The organism is Micromonospora echinofusca (assembly GCF_900091445.1).
In the GTDB taxonomy this organism is placed as follows: Bacteria; Actinomycetota; Actinomycetes; order Mycobacteriales; family Micromonosporaceae; genus Micromonospora; species Micromonospora echinofusca.
In genome coordinates, this window is sequence record NZ_LT607733.1 from 929,266 (window position 1) to 945,000 (window position 15,735).

The following is a 15,735-nucleotide window of genomic DNA, read 5'->3' on the forward strand; positions in this document are numbered from 1 at the left end:
CCCTCGCCCGCACCGCCATCCGGGGGATAGGGCGCGGGTCGGAGCGGACCCGTTCCCTGGCCCGGCGGTCCTGCCTGGACTGCGCGGGTTCCGGTCGCGCAGCGACCTGCTGAGGCTGGCCCGGGGTGGGTGCTGGCGTGGGACCGCGACCCGAACGACGGCCCGTGAATGGCCCGCCCACCCCGGCGCTTCGCACACCAGCGCCGCGCCGGCCGGGTGTCCCGGCACCGGGCGACCTGGTGCTCATCGGCGGCCGGGCCTCGGTGCAGTTCGGCGGCGACCGCGCGCTGTGGCTGCGGGTTACCTCGGTCTGCGACAAGCCGACGTACCACGGCTGGGTGTGGCTCACCGGCTACTCCATCAACCCAGCCACCGGTAAGGCGCTGGCGCGGCGTGAGGTCTTCGCGCAGATCGCCGGCCTTCAGATCCAGCCACGCACTACCAACAACGCGCCGCCTCGCAACGTGGCGCCGGTGATGAGGAGACGCGGTGTTTGACGTTCGGGTACGACTCGGCGCGGTGCTGACGATCGATGCAACAGATCGTCTCCTGCCATCGGACGGGCCGGTGACGTTGTGGGTGACCGGGGTTCGGCTGGTGGCCAACCGTCCGCCGCAGGATGAGTGGATCTGGGTCGAGGGATTTAGGCTCGGTCCGTCCGGCCGGCATGGTCGGCAGGCGCAGATCCTGGTACGCGCGAGCAAGCTCCCGCCAGATGGGGCGGCCCGGTGAGTACCTACCTGTCCAGTGCGGTGCGCGACCAGCTCCGGGCGGCACAGGCGCAGCTTGACCAGCACACCCCGTCGAGCGCGGACGGGCGCTGCGCCACCTGTGGAGAGGAGGGGCCGTGCCCGCAGCGTCAGGCAGCGTTGCGGGTATTCGGCCGGTACAGGTGCCTGCCGCGTCGGTGGCCGGGTGCGACTCGTCCGGAGTCGGTGGGAGCGCCGTCGTCGTGGTCGGGGTGGCTTGCCGCAGCGGTGGAGCATGTGACGCCGAACGGCTGACCTTACTTGTCCTGTCATGCAAACAACTCATAAGCTGCTGAGATTCATGCAGCGTTCCTAGGTGGGGTGGCCCGCGATGGCGTACGAGATTCCGACGCCGAAATACCTGCGCGTGTTGAACACGCTGCGGAAGCGCATCGAGGACGGCGACTACGCCCCCGGTGCGGCACTGCCATCGGAAAACCAGCTCTGTACGGAGTTCGGGGTGTCCCGCCCGACGGTCCTCAAGGCGCTTGGCATCCTCAAGCAGGACGGATGGATCGAGTCGCAGCAGGGCAAGGGCAGCTTCGTACGCGGCCGGCCCGCCTCAGGGCGTACCTCTCCCGACTACGCCCGCGACGCGGTCGAGCTGGACGAGACCGGGGAGACGGAGATCCTACATGTCGGCCCGGTGCTCGCGTCACCGCGGATCGCGGCGGAGTTGAAGATCCCGGAGGGTACGCCGGTCTACGAACGGCGCCGCCGGACCGTCTCGGAGGCAGGGCCGGTGGACCTGGTCGCCACGTTCGTGCCGGTGGACATCGCGGTCGGTACCGACATCACCAGGCCGGACCCGATCGCTGGCGGCCTGCTCGACCTCATCGCCCGCCGCAAGGGCCTACGACCGGACTACGCCACCGAGCGGATGACCGCCCGCCGGGTGAGCGACGTCGAGGCTGAGGCGTTGGACGTGCCGGCCGACGAGTCGGTGATGAGCGTCGTCATCACAGTGCACCAGGCATCCGGCGACCCGATCATGACGTCGGTGCTGGTGATGCCGGGCAGCCGCCACGAAATCGAGGACACCTACGCCCTGTCCTGAGATCGCAGGGGGCGCACCAGGGGAGGTGCGTCCTTCGCTGCTTTCCGGTAATCATCGTCGTGCCGCGAGTGCGCGGCCCACGCCTCGGCGCATCCGTCTCGACGCGCCAGGAAGGCGCTGCAAGCGAAGCACCTCATGAGGCGTCAGCTCGCGGCGGCTGGCTAGCGCAATCGCTGCGGCGTAGGGCCTCGAAGTCAGCCGGTCGAGATGGACGGCGATCTCCTCCAGGACCTTGAGCAGGACATCTCGGTCTGCCTGCGGATGCTGAGCGACGAGCCGTAGCAGGCAGTTGCGGTCCCACTCGGAGAACTCGCCACCAAGCAACTCGCTTAGGGCTGCTGCGTCCGTGCGGGCGTCTTGGGCGACGGCCAGCCGCACGAAAGAGTAGGGACTGCGGGCGAGTAAGCGCATCCCGGCTGAGTCGACGCGCGGGTCTGCCACCAGGTCCAGGTAGTCCCGTGGTGTTCGCGACCGTGGAAGCAATGCTTCGATCTCCAACCACCGCTCCTCACTGGGTCTCCACATTGTGCAACCCGCTCACCTTCGACCTTGCTTGTGCTTACAAGCTGACGTAACTTGTTAGCTCAACCGGTTGTCAGATAGATGACTGGTGAGGCTAGGAGGCTGTCCAGGTGGTTCCGATGACGTTGAAGGTGCCCGTCCCCTCCGAGTACGTGTTCCCCGCCGGGGCGTTGTGCCTGGGTGTGTCGCCGCAGATCGATTTTGAGCGGCGTGGTGAGGCGGATAACCAGGCGCGGGACAAGGAGACCGGGGAGCGGGTCTGGGTGGTGCGGGTGATGGACCTGGACCCGGAGGCCGGGAAGTTCGGTCGGTCGACCGAGGTGAAGGTGAAGGTGGTCGCGCCGCAGCAGCCGGTGCCGCCGCCGTCGACGGTGCCGGGTTACCCGCCGGCGGTGGAGTTCGAGGGCCTGACCCTCACCCCGTACGTGGATTCGCAGCGCTGCAAGCCGGGTCGGTCCTCGGGCGACTGCCGTTCTCGCATGGCGTACTCGCTGCGGGCTACCGCGATCCGGCCGGCCTCGTCGGTGCCCGGTTCGGTGGCGGCCTGACTGCTCGCTGTTTAGCGCGCGGGGCGGGTCGTTTCCCCGCCAAGAGTCCCGGCCCGTCCCGCGCTCTTCCATCCCTCACGTGTGAAGGAGGGCGTGATGCCCACCGTAGTTCCCCCTGCCCTGAACCGCTCTGAGGGTCGCTGCTCGTCGGGGTGGTGGTCCTGATGTCCCGTACCCGTCTGGTCGGTCTGCGCCACGCCTACCGGGAGGCGGAGGCGGCCGTCCGGTCGGTGTTGCGGTTGCCGCCGGCTGCGGCGCGGGTGTGCGCGATCCGCTGCCCTCGTTGCGAGGAGTGGGTGAAGCCGCGCCGCTTCGACCTGCGTCGCATGTCGTGCCGCTCCTGCATTTCGACCCTGGCGCGTCCTGGCAGGGGTGGTGACCTGTGCCTCTGATCAACATCATTCCGGGCGACAAGATCCCGGTGGCGCCGATGAACGTGCGCCTTCCGGCGTGGCGGGTTCCGGGTTGGTTGCTGGTGTTCTGGTGGCTGGCCCGGGGCCTGTTCCGCCTCACGGTGCTGGCGGTGCGGTACTGGTGGCTCACCGCCCCGATCGTCGCCGCTCTGTGGGTGCGGGCCGAGTATGGCGGCCGGGTCCTGGCCGGCGTCGGCCTGGCGGTCGCCGTCGCCTGTGCGGCCTGGTGGCGGTGGCACCCGTCGTCGTGGCTGCGCTTCGGCTGGTACCCGATCGTCGGCCGGGTCCGTGCGTTGGTGGTCTACCGACGTCGGTGGGCGTCAGTGATGGCGACGTGTGGGCTGGCGACGGCGTTCGCCGGTGACCGCTACGTGCCGCAGCTTCTCAAGGTGCGCTGTGACCGGTACGGCGACGAGTTGACCGTCCGGATGCTGCCGGGGCAGATCCCTGACGACTGGGGGCAGGCCGCGGAACGCCTCGCCTACGCCTTCCGCCTGCGCACCGGGCAGGCCCGCTCGACGGCCCGCCCTGATCGCGTGGTGATCCGATTTCTGCGCCGTGACCCCTTGGCCGGCACCGTGGCCCCGTTGCCGGTGGCTGAGGTGCCGGACCTCGGCGGGCTCACGCTCGGTGTGCGCGAGGACGGGCAGCCTTACCGGTTGCGCCTGGCCGGCTCGCATGTGCTCATCGCCGGGGCCACGAACTCCGGCAAGGGGTCGGTGTTGTGGTCGCTGATCCGGTCCTTGGCCGGCGGTGTGCGGTCGGGGTTGGTGGAGCTGTGGGCGTTCGACCCCAAGGGCGGGATGGAGTTGGCGGCCGGGGTGCCGCTGTTCGCCCGCTTCTCCTACGACGACCCGGACGGCATGGCCGGCGTCCTGGAAGAGGCCGTCAAGCGGATGCGGCTGCGGGCGGCCCGCCTGCGCGGCGTGGCCCGCCAGCACACGCCGACGCCGGATGAGCCGCTGATCGTCCTGGTGGTCGACGAGCTGGCGGCGCTGACGGCCTACATCACCGATCGGAAGGTCCGCGACCGGATCAAGGAAGCCCTCGGCCTGCTCCTGTCCCAGGGGCGCGCGGTCGGGGTGCACGTGGTGGCGGCGTTGCAGGACCCGCGTAAGGAAGTGCTGCCGTTCCGGGATCTGTTCCCGACTCGCATCGGGCTGCGGCTGACCGAGCCAGAACAGGTGGACATGGTTCTCGGCGACTCCGCGCGTGACCGGGGCGCGCTCTGCGACCGCATCCCCGAATCGGCCCCCGGCGTCGGGTTCGTCGTCCTCGACGGCGTCCGCGAACCCGTCCGGGTCCGCTTCGCCTACCTCACCGACGACGACATCCGCGAGCTGGGCCGGGACTACCGGCGGCTCTGCGACGACACCAACGACGAGCAGGAGGTGACCAAGTGAAGACCAACGCGAACGCAGACCGGGTGGAAGGCATCGTCCTGGTCCTCATCGTCCTGACCGTCGGCGGGCTGGCCGGGGCAGCGTCGTTCACCCACGTCCACGACTGGACCATGGCCAACTCGCCCGCCGGTACCGGGGACTGGTTCGGTTGGGCCAACGCCGCCATCTCCGAACTGCTGCCCCTGGCGGCGCTACTGACGATCCGGCGGCGCCGCCGCACCGGCGGCCCGATCGGGTACCCGATGTTCCTGCTCGTCTGCGCCGTCGCCCTGTCCCTGTCGGCGCAACTCGCCGTGGCCAAGCCGGGCGTGTCCGGGTGGCTGCTGTCAGCCGTGCCGGCGCTGGCGTTCCTCGGCCTGTCCAAGCTCATCTTCTCCACCACCCCCGCCCCGGCGGCGGTGTCCGTCGGTAAACCGGCAGACGCCGACGACTGGGGCGACGTCCCGCCCGGCTACGACCCGATTGAGGACCGGCCGACCGTCGACGTCGTCAACGAGGACCAGGCGGTGACCGTTGAGCCGCGGCGGCCGGCGGTGGCGGTGCAGCGGCCGGGGCTGGTGCCCGTGCCAGCGGCGGCGTTCGCGCCTCGCAATGGTGCTGGCTTGATTCAGGGGGTGCGGCCTTGATCGCCGAGCGGATGTTCCTCGGGTCGAGGCGGCCGTACGTGCTTCAGGTCTTTCGGGTCGGCCGCTCCGTGGGTGGCGAAGTTGCGGCGCGCGTCGAGCAGGCTCAGATCCCGGTTCGGCCCGCCGCGTACTCGGCCGGCGTCATGGTCGTCCTGACCGTCGTCCTCCCAGAAGCAGACATCGCAAATCTCGTAACCGCCTCGCTCGCTCAGCGTCAGGTAACCGCAGCACGGGCAGGCATACGGGCTGCCTTCCGGCCCTCGCTTCACGTTGACGAACGGCCCCGCGTCATCACCCATCACGGCGCGCAGCTTTCCATCCCCGCCACGGCAGCGGTATCCCACCAATGACGCAACCAATGCTCACCACCGTTGATCAGCCCCGGCCGGGGTCGCGGGCCGATCGGATGCGCAAACCCTTGGCCAAGGACGCGCTCAAGCAACTCGCCGAACAGAACGGCGTCTGCGTCCGCCCCCTCGCCCTGCGCCGCACCGACACCGCCACCGGCCTGACCGAGGTCGTGGAGGTGCCCTGCGGGGCAACCCTGGCGGTCAAGTGCAAGCCCTGCGCGGAACGGGGCCAGCGGCTGCGCATCCAACAGATCCGCGAGGGCTGGCACCTCGCCGACGAACCCGCCGTCCGCCCCGACAAGCCCGAGGAAGACGTGCTCGCCCTCGTCCGGGTCCGGGCACACCTGGAATTCGAACGGGAAGCCGTGCAGTACCAGCCGATGGCCCCCGACGAGCGGGTCGCGAACCTCGCCGAGATCGACGCCGCGATAGCCGAGCTGGACGAAGCCCTCGCCGAAACCAGCCTGCGCGGCCACCTCACCCCGAAGGAACGCGACGAGCGGCCCCGGCGCAAGCGGTCGACCCGGCGGCGGCAGGACTCCCCAGACCTGCCACGCCTGCCCGTCGACCCGCGCACGGTCGGCCGCGCCTACTCCGGCAAGGCGGGCAAGACACACCGACCGTCGATGCTGGTCACGCTGACGCTCGGCTCGCACGGGCCGGTGCACTCCCACCTGCGACGCGGCGCCTACGTCGCGCCGTGCGAGTGCGGCCAGCGGCACGGCTCGTATGACGACCTGCTCGGCACCCCCGTTGACCCGGCAAGCTATGACTACCGGCGGGCCGCCCTGGACTCGATCCACTTCGCGCGGGTCCTCGACCGGTGGTGGCAGAACGTCCGCCGCGCCGCCGGCTGGAACGTCCAATACGCCGGAGCCGTCGAGCTGCAACGGCGCCTCGCGCCGCACGCGCACTTCGCCATCCGCGGCACCCTGCCGCGTCGGCTGCTCAAGCAGATCGCGGCGGCCACCTACCACCAGGTGTGGTGGCCACCCTTCGACGAACTGGCCTACCCGGTCGACAAGCCGCCGGTCTGGAACGTTGACCGACAGGCGTACGTCGACCCCAAGACCCGGGAGCCGCTGCCCACCTGGGGTGAAGCCCTCGACGCCCTGGAGGAGCCCGACAGCCGACCCGCCTACGTCGCCCGGCTCGGGCGGATCGACGCACGCGGCATCGAGCAGGGCACCAAGGACGCCGAACGATCCATCCGCTACGTGACCAAGTACGTCACCAAGGATCTGACCGACCAGGCCAAGCCGCGCTCGGATGCGCAGAAGGCGCACTTCGACCGCCTGCACGCGGAACTGGCCGTGCTGCCGTGCTCGCCGACGTGCGCCAACTGGCTGCTGTACGGAGTCCAGCCGGACGGGGTCAAGGCCGGCTTGACGCCCGGCCGGTGCACGGGGAAGGTCCACCAGCGCTCCACGCTCGGCTTCACCGGCCGGCGGGTGCTCGTCTCGCGGCAGTGGTCCGGCAAGACCCTCGCTGACCACCGCGCCGACAACCGGTCCTGGGTCCGGGCGATCCTCGCTGGCGGCATGGCCGACACCCCCGAGCACGACCAGGCGGCCGACGACGCGGACGGCTCGAAGCGGTACCGGTTCGAACTCGCTCGCCCGGAAGACCCCGACGTGCCGCCTCTGGAACACCGGCTCCTGCGCGCGATCTCCGCCCGCATCCGCTGGCGCGCTGACCTCGACACGGCCCGGATACGAACAGCCGCCGCCGTTTCGGCAACCGCACAACCCGCCGCGCTCGCGGTCTGAACTGCTGGGAGGAGCAACCGCATGGATGACGAGCTGTTGACCCCTGACGAGGTCGCCGCTCGCCTGAAGGCAACGCCGCGATTCGTCCGCCGGCTGGTCGCCGAACGACGGATCGCCTTCGTCAAGGTCGGCCGCCTGGTCCGCTTCGAGGCGTCGGCCGTCGCCGCCTACATCGACAGCAACCGGGTTGTACCGATGACCCGGGCGCACCTGCGCAACTACCTGGGGGAGGTGGCCTGATGGCGGCCAGCAAGGGCCGGCGGCGTTTCGGCAACGTGCGTCGCCTCCCCTCGGGCCGTTACCAGGCGCGGTACCTCGGCCCGGACGGGTTGGAGCGGAAGGCGCCGCACACCTTCGAAACCGAGCGCCAGGCGGCCAAGTGGTTGACCGTGGTGGAGTCCGAGATCATCAAGGGGGAGTGGACGGCCCCGGAGGCGGGGGAGGTCAAGCTCGACGCGTACGGCCGGAAGTGGATCGCCGAACGCAAGCTCCAGCCGCGCACGCGGGAGAACTACGAAGACCTGTTCCGGCTGCACATCCGCCCGCACCTCGGCGCGCTCGCCCTGGGCGCGATCAAGCCGCAGACCATCCGCACCTGGCGCCGGACGCTGCTCGACGGTGGCACCACGGAGCCGCAGGCGGTCAAGGCGTACTCACTCCTCCGGGCGATCCTCAACACCGCCGTGAAGGAAGACGAGCTGATCCGGCAGAACCCCTGCCGCATCCCGGGCTATGACCGCTATCACACGCCTGAGCGGCCGGTGGCGACCGTCGCCCAGGTGCTCGCGCTCGCCGGGCGGATGCCACCCCGGTTCTCCGCGCTGGTGATCGTCGCCGCGTTCTCCGGGCTTCGCTGGGGCGAGCTGGCGGCGCTACGCCGCTCGGACGTCGACCTCGCGGCCGGCACGGTCCGCGTCCCGCGCAAGCTGGCGGCGTTGCGCAACGGGATGGAGTTCGGGCCGCCCAAGTCGGAGGCGGGCAACCGGACGGTGACCCTGCCGGCGGCGGCCCGGACCGCGCTGGCCGATCACCTGACCGAGTACGTGGGGGAGGGGTCGGAGGCGCTGGTCTTCACGGGAGACAAGGGTGCGGTGCTGCGTTCCGGCAACTTCCGGCGGGCGGTCGGCTGGGCGGTGGCGCTGCGGGCGGCTGGCATGCCAGAGGGCTTCCACTTCCACGACCTGCGGCACACGGGCAACAACCTGGCGGCGGCGACCGGGGCCAGTACCCGGGACCTGATGCACCGGATGGGCCACGCGAGCATGCGGGCGGCCCTGGTCTACCAGCACGCCAACAGCCAGCGGGATCGGGAGATCGCCGACGCTATGGACCGCCGGATCGTCAAGCAGGCGAAGCGAGCGGCGGCGCCGGTCAAGGCGAGCAAGACGAAGGACAAGGCGCCCAAGGGCAAGGCTGCCAAGCAGAACGCGGCCAAGGGGAAGCCAGCGGCGCGCAAGGCGGCCAAAGGCACGAAGACCAAGCGGCCGGCACGGGAACCCGTCTCGGACGGCACGGCCGGCGCTACTGGCACGCCAATGGCACGCAAGATCAAAGAGGGCTGAAACGAGAACGGCCCAGGCTCGGCGACAACGCCGTTGACCTGGGCCGGAGTTCGTGGAGCGGGCGACGGGAATCGAACCCGCACCGTCAGTTTGGAAGACTGAAGCTCTGCCATTGAGCTACGCCCGCGTACGCCCCGGTTGTTGCGGGCGCGCCGACAGCGTACCCAATGACCCGCGCCCCCCGCTCAGCCGTGTCCCGGCGGGTCCCCGCGACCCGTCCGCAGCGCTCGGATGCCCGGTTGGTCCCTCTTCGGCGCGTTGAGGGACGCCCCGGGACTTCCGGCGGGCCGCGACGGCATAGACTGCTCGTCGCCACGGGGTGTGGCGCAGCTTGGTAGCGCACTCGCTTTGGGAGCGAGGGGCCGTGGGTTCAAATCCCGCCACCCCGACTGTCGTCCGCGGCCGGCCGCCGGGGTCACCCTTCGCGCGGTGCCCGGCCGCTGCCGGTGCGTCCGGTCGGCTCGCCTACACTCGATGGGCTTATCACGCCCAGACTAAAACCGAGATCCGTCAAGGAGTACGCCTGTGAAGAGCACCGTCGAGACTCTGAGCCCGACGCGCGTGCGGCTCGCCATCGAGGTGCCGTTCGTCGAGCTCGAGCCGAGCCTCAGGAAGGCGTACCGGGAGATCGGGCAGCAGGTCCAGGTGCCCGGCTTCCGTAAGGGCAAGGTTCCGGCGGCCGTGATCGACCAGCGGGTCGGCCGGGGCACCGTCCTCAACGAGGCCGTGCAGGAGGCCATCCCGCAGAACATCCTGGCCGCCGTCCGCGAGCACGACCTGAAGACGCTCGGCCGCCCCGAGGTCGAGATCACCGAGTTCAACGACGGTGACTCGCTGAACTTCACCGCCGAGGTCGACGTCCGCCCGGAGATCACCCTGCCGGACCCGGCCACCATCGAGGTGACCGTCGACGAGCTCCAGATCGACGACAGCGAGATCGACGAGCAGGTGAAGAGCCTGCGCGAGCGGTTCGCCACCCTGAAGACCGTCGAGCGGGCCGCCCAGGAGGGCGACTACGTCCAGATCGACCTGAACGCGACCGTCGACGGCGAGGACGTGCCGGGCGGCTCCGCCAGCAACATCTCCCACGAGGTCGGCAGCAAGCAGCTCCTCCCGGGCCTGGACGAGGCCGTCGTCGGCCTGTCCGCCGGCGAGAGCACCAGCTTCACCACCCAGCTCGTCGGCGGCGACTTCGCCGGCCGCGACGCCGAGGTGGCGGTGACCGTCCGCACGGTCAAGGAGAAGGAGCTGCCGGAGCTCAACGACGAGTTCGCCCAGATGGCGAGCGAGTTCGACACCATCGAGGAGCTGCGCGGCGACCTGCGTGAGCGGGTCACCCGGGGCAAGCGGGTCGAGCAGATCTACGCCGCCCGCGACAAGGCGCTGGAGCAGATGGTGGCCGCCGCCGAGGTGCCCGCGCCGGAGGGCATCGTCCGCGAGGAGGTCGAGAGCCGCAAGCAGGCCATGGTCGACCAGCTCGAGCGGATCGGCGCCTCGCTGGAGGAATACCTCGCGGCCGAGGAGAAGACCGAGGAGCAGATCGACGCCGAGCTGACCGAGGCGGCGACCGAGGGCGTCAAGGTCCAGCTGCTGCTGGACACCCTCGCCGACGCCGAGGACGTGCAGGTCTCCGACGACGAGTTCGGCCACGAGATCGTGCACCGGGCCCAGCGCGCCGGGATGGCTCCGCAGCAGTACTACGACCAGCTGGTCCGCTCGGGCGCGGCCGGTGCCGTCTTCGGTGACGTGCGGCGGGGCAAGGCCCTGGCGTCGGTCATGGAGCGCATCAAGATCAAGGACTCGGCGGGCAACGAGGTCACCCTCGACGCGCTGCGCGCCGAGAGCGAGGCCGAGCACCAGCACGACCACGAGCACTGATCGTCGGGGAAGGCCGCCGTCCGCCGCCAGCGGTGGACGGCGGCCGATTCCCTTTTCGGGTACGCCTCGGCGGTGCTGCGCTGATAGCGAACACTGCCCGGACCGGCGCTCTGCCATCCGGCTGAGCGGTTAGTGTCGGGTAGGACGGTACGGAGAGCGAAGGGCTGCCATGACCGACATGCACATCCAAGCGAAGCCGCTCCGGGCGATCGATGCCCGCGGTGGCGACACCATTGGCAACCTCGACGACTCGGTCTACAACCGGTTGCTCAAGGAGCGCATCATCTTCCTGGGCAGCGAGGTGACCGACCAGGTCGCCAACCGCATCTGCGCGCAGCTCCTGCTGCTCGCCGCGGAGGACCCGGACCGCGACATCAACCTGTGGATCAACTCGCCGGGCGGTTCCGTCTACTCCGGCATGGCGATCTACGACACCATGCAGTTCATCGACAACGACGTCTCGACCGTGGCGATGGGCATGGCGGCGTCGATGGGTCAGCTGCTGCTCTGCGCCGGCACCAAGGGCAAGCGCTACGCCCTGCCGCACGCGCGGATCATGATGCACCAGCCCTCCGGCGGTCTGGGCGGCACCGCGTCCGACATCGCCATCCAGGCCGAGCAGATGCTCTACACCAAGCGGATGTTCCAGGAGCGGGTCGCGCACCACACCGGTCAGGACCAGGCGCAGATCGAGGCGGATTCCGACCGCGACCGCTGGTTCACCGCCCAGGAGGCCCTGGACTACGGCTTCATCGACAAGGTGATCATCGGGGCCGCCCAGGTTCCGGATGGCGCCGGGACCCTGAGCTGAGGAGCTGACGATGACCGACCTGAGCCTGCCGCCCCAGTTCGCGGCCGTGCACAACCGCTACGTCCTGCCGTCGTTCGTCGAGCGCACGTCGTACGGGGTGAAGGAGTCCAACCCCTACAACAAGCTCTTCGAGGACCGGATCATCTTCCTCGGCGTCCAGGTCGACGACGCGTCGGCCAACGACGTCATGGCGCAGCTGCTGACGCTCGAGGGCACCGACCCGGACCGCGACATCATCATGTACATCAACTCGCCCGGTGGCTCGTTCACCGCCATGACGGCGATCTACGACACCATGCAGTACGTCCGGCCGGACATCCAGACGGTCTGTCTCGGCCAGGCCGCCAGCGCGGCCGCCGTGCTGCTGGCCGCCGGCACCCCTGGCAAGCGGATGGCGCTGCCGAACTCGCGGATCATCATCCACCAGCCGGCCACCGAGGGCGGCTACGGGCAGGGCTCGGACATCGAGATCCAGGCCCGGGAGATCCTGCGGATGCGGACGCAGCTCGAGGAGATGCTCTCCCGGCACTGCAACCAGCCGCTCGACAAGGTTCGCAAGGACATCGACCGTGACAAGATCATGACGGCCGAGGAGTCCAAGGAGTACGGGCTGGTGGACACCATCCTCACCAGCCGCAAGAAGGGCCTGCTGGCGGCCAACGCCGCCAGCTGATGAGCTCGGGTCGAGGTCGGCCGGGAGTCCGCTCCCGGCCGACCGTCTGACACACCCGTTTTGGGGGTCGGAGAAACCTCCGCCAGCGGGTAACGTCGGGTCTGTGCGGCTCCACCGGTCCGCCGGCGGGGTGAACGAGCGGGGTGAAACGAGGCGGGCGCTTCCACGTCCGCAGGCGAGGGCCGGGGTCTCCGGCCGACGAGTGCAGGGAGAACGTAGGTGGCACGGATCGGTGACGGCGGCGACCTACTGAAATGCTCGTTCTGCGGTAAGTCGCAGAAGCAGGTCAAGAAGCTCATCGCGGGCCCAGGGGTCTACATCTGCGACGAGTGCATCGATCTCTGCAACGAGATCATCGAGGAGGAGTTGGCCGAGTCCGGCGAGGTGAAGTGGGAAGAGCTTCCCAAGCCGATGGAGATCTGCCAGTTCCTCGACACCTACGTCGTCGGGCAGGACCAGGCCAAGAAGGCGCTCGCCGTCGCCGTCTACAACCACTACAAGCGGATCCAGGCCGAGGCGGCCGGCGCGCCGGGCTCCGGCAGCGACGCCGTCGAGCTGGCCAAGTCCAACATCCTGCTGCTCGGCCCCACGGGGTGCGGCAAGACCCACCTGGCGCAGACCCTGGCCCGGATGTTGAACGTGCCGTTCGCCATCGCCGACGCCACCGCGCTCACCGAGGCCGGCTACGTCGGCGAGGACGTGGAGAACATTCTCCTCAAGCTGATCCAGGCCGCCGACTACGACATCAAGCGCGCCGAGACCGGCATCATCTACATCGACGAGGTCGACAAGATCGCCCGCAAGTCGGAGAACCCGTCGATCACCCGGGACGTCTCCGGTGAGGGCGTCCAGCAGGCGCTGCTCAAGATGCTGGAAGGCACGGTGGCCAACGTGCCGCCGCAGGGCGGGCGCAAGCACCCGCACCAGGAGTTCATCCAGATCGACACCACCAACGTGCTGTTCATCTGCGGTGGCGCCTTCGCCGGGCTCGACCAGATCATCGAGGCCCGCACCGGGCACGGCGGCACCGGCTTCGGCGCCCGGCTCCGGTCGGTCTCCGAGCGGTCGACCGACGACATCTTCAGCCAGGTCATGCCGGAGGACATGCTGAAGTTCGGGCTGATCCCCGAGTTCATCGGCCGGCTCCCGGTGATCACCAACGTGCGCAGCCTCGACCGCACCGCCCTGGTGCGCATCCTCACCGAGCCGCGCAACGCCCTCGTCCGGCAGTACCAGCGCCTCTTCGAGCTTGACGGCGTCGAGCTGGAGTTCGAGCCGTCGGCGCTGGAGGCGATCGCCGACCAGGCCATGCTGCGTGGCACCGGCGCCCGCGGCCTGCGCGCCATCATGGAGGAGGTCCTGCTCTCCGTGATGTACGAGGTGCCGAGCAACCCCGACGCCGCCCGGGTGCTGATTACCCGCGAGGTGGTGCTGGAGAACGTCAACCCGACGATCGTGCCGCGCGAGTTCACGGGCCGGCGTGCCCGCCGGGACCGCGAGGAGAAGTCGGCCTGATCCATCGTCGCCGCGCCCGTCCGTCCAGGTCGGGCGCGGCGTCGCGTCCGCCCCCCGGCTGGCCGGCGGCGGAGCCGATCGTCCCGGGAGCCCCATCGGCACCGTTGGCGCTGTCGCCGCGCGCGCTCCGGCCGTACGCTGATACTCATGCGCGTCGCCGTCTGCCAGCTCAACTCCCGGGAAGACCGTAAGGCGAACCTCGCGGCCGCGGAGGCCCTGGTGGAACGCGCGGCGGCAGCCGGCGCGGACCTGGCACTCCTGCCGGAGTTCGTCGACTACCTCGGTCCCGACGCGCACATGCCGGCGCCGGAGCCGGTCGACGGCGAGATGGGTCAGTTCTTCGCCGGCGTCGCCCGCCGGCTGGGCATCTGGTTGATCGCCGGGTCGATCCACGAGCGCGGGCCGGACCCCGCCCGCACCTGGAACACCTCCCTGGTCTTCGACCGCTCCGGCACGCTCGCCGCCAGCTACCGCAAGATCCACCTGTACGACGTGGAGATCCCCGGCCGGGTCTCCTACCTCGAGTCGGCCACCGTGGCCCCGGGCGACCAGCCGGTGGTCGTCGACGTCGAGGGCCTTCGCGTCGGCCTGTCGATCTGCTACGACCTCCGGTTCCCCGAGTTGTACCGGCAGCTCGTCGTCGACGGCGGCGCCCTACTGCTCGTGGTGCCGGCTGCCTTCATGGCCCACACGGGGCGGGACCACTGGGAGGTGCTGTTGCGCGCGCGGGCGATCGAGAACCAGTGCTTCGTGGCCGCGGCGGGCCAGACCGGCGACCACGAGCCGAGCCGGACCTGTTACGGGCGCAGCATGGTGGTCGACCCGTGGGGCACGGTGCTCACCCAGGTGCCCGACGGACCGGGCCTGGCCGTGGCCGACCTCGACCTCGACCGGCTGCGGACCATCCGCGCCGAGCTGCCCAGCCTGGCGAACCGTCGCCTCTGACGCTCACCCCTGCAGCAGTACGCCCACCACGGCGAAGCCCGCGATCGCGGCGGCCGTCACCAGTAGTGCCGTCGTCATTCGCGACCGCCCCCGCCGGGCCAGCCGGGCCACCGAGATCAGGACGACGAAGACCACGAAGGCGCCGATGACCAACTGCCAGAACGGCAGCAGTAGTCCCGTCAGCGCGTCCTCGGCGAGCACGGTCACCCGGGTATGCGGGAGGTCAGCCATGACAGACACTCTGGCACGCCCGGGCCGCCTCCGGACCCCCGCGCCGTCATCGCGATCGGGCGACCGCCGGCGGGTCCCTCGCCGATGACAGCGACGAGCGCCGATTTGCCTTCTGCGGCGGGGCCGCGTAACTTTCTCTCTGCACGCGGAAGGCCGGACAAACCGGCCGACAACGGCACCAGGCTCGTGGCGGAGACGCTGAGCGAGGCTGGGGATCCGGGCGATGCGAGGACGCTCCGAGACGGAGTTGCGATCGCGAAACCGACCGGGTAGAGTGCTGAAGCCGGCAGGAGCCGGGCGGATGGCCACCAAGTGGCGATCGGCCGGTCTGCGGCTTCCCACGACAGCAACGACCGCCGTAATCCGGCGTGCGTCATCGTGGAATCGGAGCGCACCTCCTTGATCACCTCGGACACGAGGTTGACGCGGAGAGGCGGGCCGAGTAAGGTAGAGGAGTTGCCCCAAGCGGGTTCCCACGATGTGGGACGCCCGACTGGTGTGTGGTTGTTCTTTGAGAACTCAACAGGGTGCTTGATAAGCCAGTGCCAAATTGATTTATACCCCTTGGCTGGCAGACTGTTTCGGTGGTTTGTTGGTCTTGGATTCCTTTGGCAACACTTTTTGTTGTCGGGACAGTTTTTCAACAAGTTTTTGTTGGAGAGTTTGATCCTGGCTCAGGACGA

Annotated in this window: 17 protein-coding genes, 2 tRNA genes and 1 rRNA gene (1 of these 20 only partly in view); 15 read left to right on the plus strand and 5 right to left on the minus strand. The window is 69.7% G+C overall.

Annotation, left to right across the window (positions count from 1 at the left end; genetic code table 11):
• Nucleotides 1-239: 239 nt before the first annotated feature.
• The gene (locus GA0070610_RS04315; RefSeq protein WP_088998831.1) at nucleotides 240-497 is read left to right on the plus strand and encodes a hypothetical protein; all 258 of its coding nucleotides are present in this window, start codon (nucleotides 240-242) and stop codon (nucleotides 495-497) included.
• 583 nt (nucleotides 498-1,080) lie between these two features.
• Nucleotides 1,081-1,806, plus strand: coding sequence for a GntR family transcriptional regulator (locus GA0070610_RS04330; protein WP_088998833.1), 726 nt, complete (start codon nucleotides 1,081-1,083; stop codon nucleotides 1,804-1,806).
• A gap of 51 nt (nucleotides 1,807-1,857) precedes the next feature.
• On the opposite strand, the gene GA0070610_RS04335 is transcribed toward GA0070610_RS04330, so the two are convergent.
• Entirely contained in the window at nucleotides 1,858-2,304 is a 447-nt protein-coding gene (locus tag GA0070610_RS04335; RefSeq protein ID WP_089003262.1) for a hypothetical protein, read from the minus strand.
• 143 nt (nucleotides 2,305-2,447) lie between these two features.
• Here GA0070610_RS04335 and GA0070610_RS04340 point away from each other — a divergent pair, with 143 nt between their 5' ends.
• Complete coding sequence (locus tag GA0070610_RS04340; protein ID WP_172896392.1) at nucleotides 2,448-2,876, plus strand: hypothetical protein; 429 nt, start codon at nucleotides 2,448-2,450, stop codon at nucleotides 2,874-2,876.
• A 199-nt stretch (nucleotides 2,877-3,075) separates the two neighbouring features.
• Here GA0070610_RS04340 and GA0070610_RS31640 read toward each other — a convergent pair whose 3' ends face one another.
• A complete protein-coding gene (locus GA0070610_RS31640; RefSeq protein ID WP_269458863.1) occupies nucleotides 3,076-3,204 on the minus strand; it encodes a hypothetical protein in 129 nt (42 codons plus the stop codon).
• A 54-nt stretch (nucleotides 3,205-3,258) separates the two neighbouring features.
• Here GA0070610_RS31640 and GA0070610_RS04350 point away from each other — a divergent pair, with 54 nt between their 5' ends.
• Entirely contained in the window at nucleotides 3,259-4,692 is a 1,434-nt protein-coding gene (locus tag GA0070610_RS04350) for an FtsK/SpoIIIE domain-containing protein (protein WP_088998835.1), read from the plus strand.
• Complete coding sequence (locus tag GA0070610_RS04355) at nucleotides 4,689-5,318, plus strand: DUF2637 domain-containing protein (protein WP_088998836.1); 630 nt, start codon at nucleotides 4,689-4,691, stop codon at nucleotides 5,316-5,318. The genes GA0070610_RS04350 and GA0070610_RS04355 overlap by 4 nt, the downstream gene beginning before the upstream one ends.
• Here the strand turns inward: GA0070610_RS04355 and GA0070610_RS04360 are convergent.
• Nucleotides 5,300-5,617: a CPCC family cysteine-rich protein gene (locus GA0070610_RS04360; protein WP_089003263.1), complete on the minus strand. Its 318-nt coding sequence runs from the start codon at nucleotides 5,615-5,617 to the stop codon at nucleotides 5,300-5,302. The genes GA0070610_RS04355 and GA0070610_RS04360 overlap by 19 nt on opposite strands.
• Nucleotides 5,618-5,664: 47 nt before the next feature.
• Here GA0070610_RS04360 and GA0070610_RS04365 point away from each other — a divergent pair, with 47 nt between their 5' ends.
• From GA0070610_RS04365 to GA0070610_RS04375, 3 genes are read left to right on the plus strand one after another with little or no spacing between them, the layout of a single operon-like run.
• A complete protein-coding gene (locus GA0070610_RS04365) occupies nucleotides 5,665-7,437 on the plus strand; it encodes a replication initiator (RefSeq protein WP_088998837.1) in 1,773 nt (590 codons plus the stop codon).
• A 21-nt stretch (nucleotides 7,438-7,458) separates the two neighbouring features.
• On the plus strand, nucleotides 7,459-7,677 hold the full coding sequence (locus tag GA0070610_RS04370) for a helix-turn-helix domain-containing protein (protein ID WP_088998838.1): 219 nt from the start codon (nucleotides 7,459-7,461) through the stop codon (nucleotides 7,675-7,677).
• On the plus strand, nucleotides 7,677-8,999 hold the full coding sequence (locus tag GA0070610_RS04375) for a tyrosine-type recombinase/integrase (RefSeq protein WP_088998839.1): 1,323 nt from the start codon (nucleotides 7,677-7,679) through the stop codon (nucleotides 8,997-8,999). The genes GA0070610_RS04370 and GA0070610_RS04375 overlap by 1 nt, the downstream gene beginning before the upstream one ends.
• Before the next feature lie 53 nt (nucleotides 9,000-9,052).
• On the opposite strand, the gene GA0070610_RS04380 is transcribed toward GA0070610_RS04375, so the two are convergent.
• Nucleotides 9,053-9,126: transfer RNA gene (locus tag GA0070610_RS04380), tRNA-Gly, on the minus strand.
• A gap of 188 nt (nucleotides 9,127-9,314) precedes the next feature.
• Between GA0070610_RS04380 and GA0070610_RS04385 the strand changes: the two genes are divergently transcribed.
• The 6 genes from GA0070610_RS04385 (at nucleotide 9,315) to GA0070610_RS04410 (ending at nucleotide 14,821) form a co-directional block, all read left to right on the plus strand.
• Nucleotides 9,315-9,388: transfer RNA gene (locus GA0070610_RS04385), tRNA-Pro, on the plus strand.
• Between the two features lie 136 nt (nucleotides 9,389-9,524).
• Entirely contained in the window at nucleotides 9,525-10,877 is a 1,353-nt protein-coding gene (tig, locus tag GA0070610_RS04390) for a trigger factor (RefSeq protein ID WP_088998840.1), read from the plus strand.
• 169 nt (nucleotides 10,878-11,046) lie between these two features.
• Nucleotides 11,047-11,688: an ATP-dependent Clp protease proteolytic subunit gene (locus tag GA0070610_RS04395; protein ID WP_088998841.1), complete on the plus strand. Its 642-nt coding sequence runs from the start codon at nucleotides 11,047-11,049 to the stop codon at nucleotides 11,686-11,688.
• A 10-nt stretch (nucleotides 11,689-11,698) separates the two neighbouring features.
• The gene (locus GA0070610_RS04400) at nucleotides 11,699-12,361 is read left to right on the plus strand and encodes an ATP-dependent Clp protease proteolytic subunit (protein ID WP_088998842.1); all 663 of its coding nucleotides are present in this window, start codon (nucleotides 11,699-11,701) and stop codon (nucleotides 12,359-12,361) included.
• A 219-nt stretch (nucleotides 12,362-12,580) separates the two neighbouring features.
• The gene (clpX, locus tag GA0070610_RS04405) at nucleotides 12,581-13,876 is read left to right on the plus strand and encodes an ATP-dependent Clp protease ATP-binding subunit ClpX (RefSeq protein ID WP_088998843.1); all 1,296 of its coding nucleotides are present in this window, start codon (nucleotides 12,581-12,583) and stop codon (nucleotides 13,874-13,876) included.
• A 147-nt stretch (nucleotides 13,877-14,023) separates the two neighbouring features.
• The gene (locus GA0070610_RS04410; protein WP_088998844.1) at nucleotides 14,024-14,821 is read left to right on the plus strand and encodes a carbon-nitrogen hydrolase family protein; all 798 of its coding nucleotides are present in this window, start codon (nucleotides 14,024-14,026) and stop codon (nucleotides 14,819-14,821) included.
• 3 nt (nucleotides 14,822-14,824) lie between these two features.
• On the opposite strand, the gene GA0070610_RS04415 is transcribed toward GA0070610_RS04410, so the two are convergent.
• Complete coding sequence (locus GA0070610_RS04415; protein ID WP_088998845.1) at nucleotides 14,825-15,052, minus strand: hypothetical protein; 228 nt, start codon at nucleotides 15,050-15,052, stop codon at nucleotides 14,825-14,827.
• A 651-nt stretch (nucleotides 15,053-15,703) separates the two neighbouring features.
• On the opposite strand from GA0070610_RS04415, the gene GA0070610_RS04420 reads away from it, so the two are divergent.
• Nucleotides 15,704-15,735: ribosomal RNA gene (locus GA0070610_RS04420) — 16S ribosomal RNA — on the plus strand; it runs 1,483 nt beyond the window's last position.

Excerpts from the sequence above, each read along its gene's own strand:
- GA0070610_RS04330 (WP_088998833.1), top strand. The coding sequence starts at position 1,081 with ATGGCGTACGAGATTCCGACGCCGAAATACCTGCGCGTGTTGAACACG.
- GA0070610_RS04340 (WP_172896392.1), top strand. The coding sequence starts at position 2,448 with ATGACGTTGAAGGTGCCCGTCCCCTCCGAGTACGTGTTCCCCGCCGGG.
- GA0070610_RS31640 (WP_269458863.1), bottom strand. The coding sequence starts at position 3,204 with ATGCGACGCAGGTCGAAGCGGCGCGGCTTCACCCACTCCTCGCAACGA.
- GA0070610_RS04360 (WP_089003263.1), bottom strand. The coding sequence starts at position 5,617 with ATGGGTGATGACGCGGGGCCGTTCGTCAACGTGAAGCGAGGGCCGGAA.
- GA0070610_RS04365 (WP_088998837.1), top strand. The coding sequence starts at position 5,665 with ATGACGCAACCAATGCTCACCACCGTTGATCAGCCCCGGCCGGGGTCG.
- GA0070610_RS04370 (WP_088998838.1), top strand. The coding sequence starts at position 7,459 with ATGGATGACGAGCTGTTGACCCCTGACGAGGTCGCCGCTCGCCTGAAG.
- GA0070610_RS04375 (WP_088998839.1), top strand. The coding sequence starts at position 7,677 with ATGGCGGCCAGCAAGGGCCGGCGGCGTTTCGGCAACGTGCGTCGCCTC.
- GA0070610_RS04395 (WP_088998841.1), top strand. The coding sequence starts at position 11,047 with ATGACCGACATGCACATCCAAGCGAAGCCGCTCCGGGCGATCGATGCC.
- GA0070610_RS04400 (WP_088998842.1), top strand. The coding sequence starts at position 11,699 with ATGACCGACCTGAGCCTGCCGCCCCAGTTCGCGGCCGTGCACAACCGC.
- GA0070610_RS04410 (WP_088998844.1), top strand. The coding sequence starts at position 14,024 with ATGCGCGTCGCCGTCTGCCAGCTCAACTCCCGGGAAGACCGTAAGGCG.
- GA0070610_RS04415 (WP_088998845.1), bottom strand. The coding sequence starts at position 15,052 with ATGGCTGACCTCCCGCATACCCGGGTGACCGTGCTCGCCGAGGACGCG.